Annotated in this window: 9 protein-coding genes; 3 read left to right on the plus strand and 6 right to left on the minus strand. The window is 69.7% G+C overall.

Annotated elements, in window-relative coordinates:
- Positions 1–22 precede the first annotated feature (22 nt).
- The 3 genes from AC07EJ_RS40925 to AC07EJ_RS40935 all read right to left on the minus strand — a co-directional run bounded on the left by AC07EJ_RS40925 (position 23) and on the right by AC07EJ_RS40935 (position 4,314).
- On the minus strand, positions 23–1,375 hold the full coding sequence (locus AC07EJ_RS40925; RefSeq protein ID WP_393587886.1) for an MFS transporter: 1,353 nt from the start codon (positions 1,373–1,375) through the stop codon (positions 23–25).
- 171 nt (positions 1,376–1,546) lie between these two features.
- Positions 1,547–2,716, minus strand: coding sequence for an acyl-CoA dehydrogenase family protein (locus tag AC07EJ_RS40930; protein ID WP_478886150.1), 1,170 nt, complete (start codon positions 2,714–2,716; stop codon positions 1,547–1,549).
- Between the two features lie 41 nt (positions 2,717–2,757).
- Complete coding sequence (locus tag AC07EJ_RS40935) at positions 2,758–4,314, minus strand: acyl-CoA synthetase (RefSeq protein WP_389490642.1); 1,557 nt, start codon at positions 4,312–4,314, stop codon at positions 2,758–2,760.
- A 112-nt stretch (positions 4,315–4,426) separates the two neighbouring features.
- Here AC07EJ_RS40935 and AC07EJ_RS40940 point away from each other — a divergent pair, with 112 nt between their 5' ends.
- The 3 genes from AC07EJ_RS40940 to AC07EJ_RS40950 all read left to right on the plus strand — a co-directional run bounded on the left by AC07EJ_RS40940 (position 4,427) and on the right by AC07EJ_RS40950 (position 7,213).
- Positions 4,427–5,053, plus strand: coding sequence for a TetR/AcrR family transcriptional regulator (locus tag AC07EJ_RS40940; protein WP_389490658.1), 627 nt, complete (start codon positions 4,427–4,429; stop codon positions 5,051–5,053).
- A 112-nt stretch (positions 5,054–5,165) separates the two neighbouring features.
- Entirely contained in the window at positions 5,166–6,353 is a 1,188-nt protein-coding gene (locus AC07EJ_RS40945; RefSeq protein WP_389490644.1) for a serine hydrolase domain-containing protein, read from the plus strand.
- A 671-nt stretch (positions 6,354–7,024) separates the two neighbouring features.
- Positions 7,025–7,213: a DUF6381 family protein gene (locus AC07EJ_RS40950; RefSeq protein WP_266681474.1), complete on the plus strand. Its 189-nt coding sequence runs from the start codon at positions 7,025–7,027 to the stop codon at positions 7,211–7,213.
- A gap of 187 nt (positions 7,214–7,400) precedes the next feature.
- On the opposite strand, the gene AC07EJ_RS40955 is transcribed toward AC07EJ_RS40950, so the two are convergent.
- The 3 genes from AC07EJ_RS40955 to grpE form a co-directional block, all read right to left on the minus strand.
- Positions 7,401–7,820 carry an SseB family protein gene (locus tag AC07EJ_RS40955; protein ID WP_389490647.1) on the minus strand — a complete coding sequence of 140 codons (420 nt, stop codon included), beginning with the start codon at positions 7,818–7,820 and terminating at the stop codon, positions 7,401–7,403.
- A gap of 950 nt (positions 7,821–8,770) precedes the next feature.
- Positions 8,771–8,962 carry a CsbD family protein gene (locus AC07EJ_RS40960; protein ID WP_478886151.1) on the minus strand — a complete coding sequence of 64 codons (192 nt, stop codon included), beginning with the start codon at positions 8,960–8,962 and terminating at the stop codon, positions 8,771–8,773.
- A 51-nt stretch (positions 8,963–9,013) separates the two neighbouring features.
- Positions 9,014–9,580, minus strand: coding sequence for a nucleotide exchange factor GrpE (gene grpE, locus AC07EJ_RS40965; RefSeq protein ID WP_389490651.1), 567 nt, complete (start codon positions 9,578–9,580; stop codon positions 9,014–9,016).
- Between the last annotated feature and the right edge of the window lie 164 nt (positions 9,581–9,744).

Raw genomic sequence — 9,744 nt, forward strand, 5'->3', positions numbered from 1 at the left:
GATGGGATGGCCGTCGTCCTTGTCAGGGCGTGGCCTGCGCCGTGGTGTGGTCCAGCCCCAGCCCCAGGCGCAGTGCGTCGCGCTCCGGGCGGATGCTCGCAACGGAGAGCAGGCCGGCGAGGACCATGACGAGGGCGGCGACGAGGAAGGCGGTCGTATATCCGGAGGCCGTGGTGTCCGCAGCGTCGATGAGGCGGCCGGTGAGGGAGGGCGCGACGAGACCGGGGAGGGTGCCGGTGGCGGCGACGATGCCGAAGACGGCGCCGCGTTGGGCGGTGGGGACGACTTCGGCCGTGGTCATGTAGTGCAGAGGGATGGCTACGGCGACGGTGCCGAAGGCGAGCGCGATGAGCAGCAGGCGAGGCAGGGTTGAGTTGATGAGCGGGAAGGCGGCCATGGCGGCGCCGGCTACGCAGACCGCGATGCCCTGTGTCGCGCCGCTGGACCAACGGCTGGTGACGCCACGGGTCTTGAGCGCGTCCATGAGCGGGGAGACGGTCAGCAGCAGGACGAGGCTGAGGGCGGAGACGGCGCTGATGGTGGTGGCGGCCGTGCCGGGGCTCATGTCGAGTTCGGTGCGGAGGTAGGAAGGCAGCCAGGCCTGGCTGAGGGACAGGGCCCAGGCGGCGCCGAAGGCGCTGGAGATGCTGCCCAGGACCGTGCCGGTCAGTAGAAGCCTGCGGTAGGGGAGGCGCGTGATGCTGGGCGACGCCGCTTTCCCCGAGGCCCTGGGACGTGCGTCGTCGAAGGGGCCGTCGCGACCGACGCGCCACCAGACCAGGGCCCAGGTCGAGCTGGCGACGGCGAGCGCGGCGTACGCGGAGCGCCAGCCGTGTTGGCTGATGAGCCAGGTCAGGGCGGGCGCGGAGACGAGGGTTCCCAGGGCCGCGCCGCCGATCTGCAGGGCGGAGGGCAGGCCGCGCCGATGCGCGGGAAACCACTTGTAGAGGGCGTGCATGGACATCGAGGCGGCTGGCCCTTCGGCGGCGCCGAGGAGGAGGCGTCCGGCGATGAGCGTGGGGACGGAGGCCAGGAGGAGGACGGGCAGTTGGGCGACGGTCCACGTCAGCGTCATGACGAGCAGGAGGGTCCGGCTGGAAATGCGGGAGGAGAGCAGCCCGACGACGAGTCCGGAGAGGCTGAACAGCAGGGAGAAGGAGCTGGAGATCAGTCCGTACGTGCTGTGGCTGATGTCCAGCTCGTCCATGATCGGGATGGCGGCGAGCCCGAGGACGGCCTTGTCGGCGAAGTTGATGACCATGAAGGCGACGATCATGGCGGTGATCAGCCAGGCTCGACGCCGGTCGTACGGGGGAGCGTCGGCCGTCTCGACACTGCGAAGTGTGCCGGGTGGCGCGGGTGGTTGGGGTGCCATGGGTGACTCCTGCGGGCGTGGGTGAAGCAGGGGTACGGGCGAGGGAAGGCGAGTTGGTGTGGTGACCGGACGGAGGCCCGCCGCGGGCCTGGCCGACCGTCCGGTCGCGCCGGTCCGCGGCCGGCGGTCCGCCTCGAGGGCGTCAAGTGCCGAGAGCGGTACGGGGCTTGGTCAGACAAGCGCCTTGGCTATGGCGTTCTTGTGGATCTCGGTGGTGCCGGTGACGATCCGGAACATGCGCAGCGTGCGGAAGGTCTGCTCGACCTCGTGGCCGCGCGTCAGGCCCGTCTTGCCGTGGATCTGTACGGCCTGGTCGGCGACGCGGAAGCACGCCTCGGAGGTGAACAGCTTGCACATGTTGGCCTCGACCGCGATGTTCTCGCCGCGGTCGGCGCGTGCCGCGGTCGCCAGCACCATGGAGCGGGCGGCGTAGAGGTCGGTGGCCATGTCGGCGAGCTTGTGCTGGAGGGCCTGGAGCGCGAGCAGTGGCTGCCCGAAGGCGACCCGGCTCTTGGAGTACGCCACGGACAGGTCCCAGGCCCGGCGGGCGGCGCCGATCAGGGAGGGGCAGTGCAGCAGCCGGTTCAGGGTGATGCGGCCGATGCCGATCCGCAGGCCCTGGCCGATCTCGCCGAGCAGGTTGTCGGCCGGGATCCGGCAGTCCTCGAAGACGAGATCGCCCTCCATCTGCTGCCCGGACATGGGGACGTCACCCTCCAGGACCCGGCAGCCGGGGGAGTCGAGGTCGACGAGGAACGCGCTGTACGCCTCCTCATCTCCTGCCATGCGGGCGACGACGATGGCGAAGTCGGCGAAGGGGGCGGCGGAGGAGAAGACCTTGTGCCCGTTGAGGACGTAGGTGTCGCCGTCCGGTGTCGCGGTCGTGGTCATCCGTCGTACGTCGGAGCCCGCGTCCTGCTCGGTGATGGAGAAGCAACAGGCCCGCTCACCGCGGATGACGGGCATCAGATAGCGCTGCATCTGCTGCTCGGTTGCGTACTGCACGATCGCGCCGACGCGCAGCGGTCCTCCCATGTCGCCGAGGACCGAGTGGGACAACGCGGCCCCGGAGGCCGTCAGTTCCTCCTTCAGTGCGCACAGCTCGGTGAAGTTCAGGCCCTGGCCGCCGAGTTCGGGCGGCAGGCTGATGCCATAGAAGCCGAGTTCGGCACTGCGCTTCCAGACGTGTTCCAGCGTGGCACGGTCGAGTTTGCTTTCGGCGGTGATGCCGCGGTCCCGCTCGTACGGGATGAGCTCGTCGCACAGATAGGTGCGCAGCCGCTCGACGAGTTCCTTCAGGCGCGGGTTGTCGTCGTAGGAGGGTTCGAGGGTGTAGGGCATGGTGCGGTTTCCCGTTCTCGGTTGCAGAGGGCTTGTCGGTGTCAGTGGACGCGGCGCTCGGCGCCCGCCCAGTACCGCTCGCGGATCGCGCGGCGGTCGATCTTGCCGTTGGGGTTGTGAGGCAGGGCGTCGACGACGTCGACGGATCGGGGCTTCTTCATCCGGGCGAGGTGCTCGGCGCAGAAGGCGATCAGCTCGGTCTTGTCGAGGACGGTCCCTTCGTGCGGCACGACGACGGCGTGGACGGCCTCGCCCCACTGCTCGTCCGGAACCCCGACGACGGCGGCCTCGTAGATGTCGGGGTGCTGGTGGAGGACGGATTCGACCTCGACGGCGTAGATGTTGAACCCGCCGGAGATGATCATGTCCTTCTTGCGGTCGACGATGAAGACGTACCCGTCGGACCTGCGGCGGGCGAGATCGCCGGTGTGGAACCAGCCGTCGCGGAACGTCTGTGCCGTGAGGGCGGGTTCGTTGTAGTAACCGGGCACGACGTCGGGTCCGCGGACCGCGATCTCGCCGATCTCCCCGTCGGCGACGGGGCGGCCGTTGTCGTCGACGATCCGCACCTCGGCCTCGGCGAGCGGCCGCCCGCACGACAGCAGCAGTTCCTCGTCCTCGCCCTCGATCGCCCGCCGATGGTCCTCGGTGGACAGGAACAGCACTCCAGAAGTGGTCTCCCCGCAGCCGAACCCCTGCGAGAGCACCGGGCCGAAGAGATCCCAGGCCGCCCGGATCCGGACCGGTGACATGGGGGCCGCGCCGTAGATGAGCTGGCGCAGGCTGGAGACGTCGTAGTCGCGGGCGCCCGGCAGCGCGAGGACCGTGTTGACCATCGTGGGTACGACGAAGGCGTGCGTGGCGTGTTCGCGCTGGACGGTGGCGAGGAACTCCTCGGCGTCCCAGCGCGGCAGCACGATCGCGCAGCCACCGGCGAAGAAGATGCCCATCAGCGGCATGCCCGAGGCGTGGGTGACGGGACCGGCCAGGATCTGCCGGTCACCGGGGCCGACCCGGGTGCCCTCACTCATCACCGACTTGCGCAGCAGCGCGAGACGATTGCCGTACGTCTGGACCGCCGCCTTGAGCTTGCCGGTGGAACCGGACGTGAAGTGCAGCACGGCGATGTCGGTCTCGGCGCACTCCACGTCGACGGGCTCGGCCGCGGTGGCGGCGAGTATCTCGGCGTAGCCGGGGCCCAGCTCGCTCGGGCCGTCGTAGCCCACGACCGTCCGCACTCCGGTGCCGGGGACCGCCTCGCGCGCCGTCTCCACATGGGCCGCGTCGGTGAGCAGGACGCGGGCGTCCGACTCCGTGAGCAGGTGCGCGACTTCCGCGGTGCCGAGCCGGGCGTTGATCGGCGCGCGGGTCAGACCGGCCTTGTACAGGGCGACTTCGGTGACGACGAGTTCGGCGCGGTTGGCGGCAAGGGTCGCCACCCGCTCTCCCGGGCCGAGACCGAGCCCACGCAGCGCGGTGGCGAGGCGGTCGCTGTGGTCGTCGAGTTCCGCGTACGACAGCCGGACGGGCCCGCAGACCAGGGCTTCGGCGTCGGGTTGGTGGCCGGCGGTCCGGCGTATGTACCGCCCGAGGTTCATCGCATCTCCAGAGTTTCCGAACAATGTGTCCGGTAGCAAGCTTGGCGTCCGGCAACGTAAAGGCAGCGTTAGGGTCAGGTCAATGGTCCGGAGAGAAGGAAGCGAAGTGGATATGAACCCCGCGGGAGACCGCCGCGTCCGCAGGACGCGGGCCGCACTGCGCCAGGCCCTGGTCGAACTGGTCCTGGACAGGGGGTTCCAGGCGATCACCGTCGAGCAGATCACCGAGCGGGCCGATGTCGGGCGCGCCACCTTCTACGCGCACTACCGCGACAAGGAAGACCTGCTGGTCGGCATCGTCCGGGACCTTGCTGAGGACCGTGAGCGCCTCCTGCCGGCGGTCCAGCAGGCGCACGCCGAGGGCTTCACCGGCCTGCCGGTGAAGTACATCTTCGAGCACGCCGAACAGGAGAAGCCCGTCTACCGCGTCGTCCTTCGGGGCGAGGGCGACGGGCGGGCGCTGCGCGAGTTCACCGACCTCATCTGCGCGCACGCCGAGTCCGCCTTCCGCACGCGGACCGAACAGCTCGCGGTCACGCCCAGGATTCCCCTCGACATCGTCGCCAGGGCCTGGACCGGCGAACTCATGGGCCTGTTGACCTGGTGGGTCGAGAACGACACCGGCTACAGCGCTGCCGAGGTCACCGCTCACCTGCGCGACCTGTCCGTCTACGGCCGCGTATGGGCCACCGGCCTGACCCCCTCCGACGCCCCCGGGGCGCTCGACCTCGCCCCCTGAGGCGCGACACCCGCTCCCTCCCCGGCACCCCTGTCCGAGTTACAAGACACCGTGTACGGTATCGAGCTCAGTGACGTACGACAGCGCATGGTGGAAAGAGCGGAGCGGACGCATGACAGGCATGCCCACACTGGCCGACCTCGTCTGGGCACGGGGATACACCGATCCGGCCTGGACTCGTCGGCACACAACGTCAGGCCGGGAGCTCGTTCCCAGCCGCAGTGTCTGGCGCGGCGCCGGCACGGCTTCGGCCCTGCCCACCGCGCCGCCCGGCGCCCTGGACGGCCTCACCTTCACCGGACCGCACGGGCAGCCGCTCACCCTCCCCGAACTGCTCGCCGCCGCCGAGACCGACGCCCTGCTCGTCATGCACCGAGGGACACTCGTCCACGAGCAGTACCTGCACGGATACGAGCCCCACGTCCCGCACTTCAACGCCTCGGCCGCCAAGTCCTACCTCGGCCTCGCCGCCGCGGTCCTCGCCCACGAGGGGCAACTCGACCGCGGCGCGCAGGTGGCGAAGTACGTCCCCGAACTCGCCGGCACCGCCTTCGGCGACGCACAGGTCGACCACCTGCTCCACATGGGCACCCGCATGAGCTACGCGGGCCGCCCCTACGACAAGGCACTCGAAGCCCAGCGCTACTTCGCCGTCCTCGCCCCCCAGCTGCGCCCCTACGGCTACACCGGTCCCGCCACCATCCGCGAACACCTCGCCACCGCCCGCGCGACCGGCGAACCCGGCACCGAGTTCCGCTACGAGAACGGGAACGTCGAAGCCCTCGCCGAGGTCCTGCGCCGCATCACCGGTACGACCACATCGGCGCTGCTGTCCGAGATGATCTGGTCCCGCATCGGCGCCGAGGAGGACGCCTATTACCTCCTCGACGCGGACGGCAACGAGGCCGCGTGCGGGGGGTTCAGTGCCACCGCCCGCGATCTGGCGAGGTTCGGTGAGATGATCCGCTGCGGCGGTGCGATCGGGGACCGTCAGATCGTCCCTGAGCCCGTCGCTTCCACGATCGCCTCCGGTGTCCCGGACGGCTGTTCCCGCCGCGTCCGCTTCCCCGCCGCGCCCCCCGAGGCGCCCGCCACCCTCTCGTACCACGACCTGTGGTGGATCCCGAACGACCCCTACGGCTCCTTCATGGCCAGCGGCATCCACGGCCAGCGCCTGTTCATCTCTCCCGCCCTCGACCTGGTCATCGTCCACTACGCCTCCCAGATCGTTTCACCGGCGGTCCCGCAAGTCCCGCTCGTCCAGGCATTCCTCGGGATCGGCGCCCACCTCTGCGCCTGAGCAGCAGCAGCGGCCGGACGGACGTTGATATCCCTCAGTGGTCATCTGCAAATCACGGCCGTTGGGTGCCGCGTGTGGTGGGCGCGGGTGTGCCGAGGCGGGCGCGGAGGGCTCGGACCGTGGCCCAATCCGGTCCCCGAGAGCAACAACTCCTGATGGGCTGTCAGTGGCGGCTGCTCTCCTGGTGGGTCCGTGCGCGCAGGGCCGCACCGGACTGGAGGGGAGCAGCTGAGTGGTGCACGTGAAGGAGGACTTACGCGCGGACGGCACGAAGGTCCGGGCGCACTCGCGATGGGCGGCCGGCGCGCGGAGGGAGATGACAGGCCGCGGCCCCGTCCGACACCGACCGTCTCGGATCCGATCCCGTGGGACCGGGGCAACTGAGCGAGCGCACCCCACAATGTGAGCAGGGTCCGGTCCGGCACGCACTCCGCGCGCCGGACCCTCTTCGTAGGTGCGGTCTGGTTCTGTATGTGCGGTCTGGAGGGTTCGGTAGCGGGTTCACTCGGACCCGCCACCCACAGCACCTCTGGACGCGTCGATGGCCCGTCAGGGCTGCGTCAGCCCCCTCAACTGCGCAGATAGCAGTGGGTGACCGCTCGAGATGCCGGGGGTGACGAGGCCTGTTTCGCTGGTGTGGCCCGCTCTTCCTCGTCACCTAAGGAGTGATCATGAGCGCTGCAGGCGAGTCCGGTCGTGCCCAGCAGATGCGTGCCAAGGCTCAGGACCTGGAACAGGCCGCGGAACGTGCCACTGACCCGCAGGAGCGTCAGCGTCTGAAGGACAAGGCCCGCCAGCTCAAGGAGCAGAGCGAGCATGCAGGCGGTACGGGCAAGCCGGACATCGACCCGACGATGTAGTCCCGGTAGTTCCGAGCACAGACACCGGCCGGTGGCCGGCCTCCGTGGCTTTCTGGCACGCGAGAGGCCCCCGGCCGGTCACTGCTGTCCCCGCTCGGTCGCCCGCGGTCCCGGCAGCGGTCCTCATACTGTTCGGCCCCGGCGGCCAGCACGCTTCGTTGAGGGGCAGAACGGACGAAACGGCTGGTCATCTCCGGTGCGGAGCGAGCAGAGTACGTACGCCGTGGCTGGTGAGGATCAAGCCGTCGTGGTGGCCGAGGTCGATGGCGAGTGCCAGTTCTTCGTCGGTGGGCCAGTTGGCTGCCAGAAGGCCCAGTTGCACCTGATGACTGACGTACACATCGGGAAGCGTGTGGATCATCCGCTCCGCCGATGTGAAGACGGGCACGGTGCGAGGCTGTCCTGGATTATCGATCACGGGGAGGCTCAGCCGGCCTTCTTCCGGTGCGTTGTCGGCGGCGGTGAAGTCGGCCGGCTCGGGAACCAGAATGTCGCAGCCGGCGAGCGCGTCCAGGGCCGCCTGATCATCATGCGCGGTGTTGAGGTCGCGCAGCGCGTCCTGGGCGGCCGCCACAAACAATTCCTTGGGGATGTCGTCGTCGCGCATCGCCCCGTCCCCTCGTGGCTCCGGTGGAACCGCCCGGCGCGGATGGCCGGGCGGGGCTTTCCCCCACTTTGACCGGTACCCGGGGGTGATCCGGCCATTCGGTATCTCGGGGCACGGCGTTGCTCGGCTGACTGCATCGCCCGGGCCAGCGGTCGCGGCCCGAACGGCGGAGCCGACGGCCGCCGCGATGAGCAGCGGCAAGAAGGCGGCTGCCAGCACGAGGCGCAGGCGAAGAGCGCCCTGCGCGGTGCTCGGTTCGGTGCCGGTCCGGGGTGCGGGTTTGCCGAAGAGTCCGGAAGGCGAACGCGGCACGGGCTCCTCCGCCTGGGAGGAATGTCTGCCGCTCATGATCCGACCTCCCTCGGCGCCGGCCAGTGACGTATGACCTGCACCGCGAGGTCGACCCTCTCGGTCTCGCAAGGTGCCCGCTCGGCGGATGCAGCGTGGGCGGTCGGCCTGTCCTCACTCCGTTTCCTCAGGTACTGGTAGCGGTTGGCGCCAAGGAGTGGATGTGTCGATCTTCGGTGCGGCCCCGCGTATCGATTCCGCTGTGGCCTCGGCTTCTGGTTCGGTCCGTACGGAGACGGCGAGGAGGCAGAAAGGCGCGGAGGCCCAGAGTTCGACGCACACCACGGGGCCGCGAGGCCTCACGGCCACGAAATCCTCCCCGCCTTGATGGCCCCGCGTGCCGACGCAGACAGCTCCAGGGATGCAAGTGCCACGCCGAGGGGTGCCGCGTAGCGCCCGCCACCAAGCGGGTTCGAGCGTGACCCGGCGCACTGCCGACAGAGGCACACGCACGTTGCCCCGCCGGGCGGCGATCTTTTCCCACCACGTCAGGCGGACGACCAGTTGATCACCGGCGACGCGTATGCGCGCCATCGCACACCTCTTGTCCGTCCCCGCCTGTGCTTGTCTCGTCCGTCCCGCGCCTGTGCGCTTCGGCCGTGTCAGTTGTGCCGGCGCTTGAGGGAGTCCCGTGCGCCCCGCGCACGGTCGTGGACCTCGCGCATGGCCTTCTCGCCCTCGGCCTTGAACTGATCGCCCTTACCCTCGGCCTCCTTACGGCGATCGCCAGTGATCTTGCCCGTCATCTCCTTGGCCTTGCCTTTGATCTTGTCCATGCCGCCCCTGCCGGTCATGACGACACCTTCCTCCCGTGTAATTCCTGCGTCTCCGGCGTACGCCGACCCTCACCCGAGGGCTCGCGGCCGGCTGTGGTCGTCTGGTCCTGCGCGGGGATGGCTCGGCAGCTCGCTGTCCCACTCGCCGATGTCACGGGGTTCCGCCCCGTCGTCGTTCTGCTCGGATCGAGGCCCGGTGACTTCCACGTAGGCGGCACGCAACAGGCGGTCGCCGAGCCGGTATCCGGGGGAGAGGATCTGGGTACAGCTGAGCCGGTCGGCGCCCGGGGAGACGTGATGGGTCACGGCCTCGTGGCACGCGGGGTCGAACTCGTCGCCCTCCTCTCCGAACGACTGAAGGCCCAGCGAGCCGAGTTGAGTGCGCAGGAGGTCGGTGACTGCCTTGAGGCCCGGTGCCGTCGGCTCGTGCTCGTGAGCCCGATCCACCGAGTCCAGCACGGGCAGCAGGGCGCGCAGCACGTTGGCAACGGCGACCTGGCGTACGGCAATTCGGTCGCGCCGCACCTGCTTGCGGTAGTTGTCGTACTCGGCCTTCACCCGCTGCAGGTCGGCGGTGCGCTCCTCGAGCAGTCGCCTCAGCGCGGGTTCGGTGAGCTGCAGCTGTTCCTTCTCCATGGTCACCCCGCCTCCGGCTTGTCCTCGTCGACGATCTCGGCGTCGACGACGTCATCGTCGGATGCGCCGGCGGCCTTGTGGTCGTCGCCCGGGGCGCCGGCCTCGGGACCGCCCGCGGCCTGCGCGCCCTGGGCGTCGGCGTACATGGCCTGGCCCAGCTTCTG

The organism is Streptomyces sp. NPDC045026, assembly GCF_056432625.1.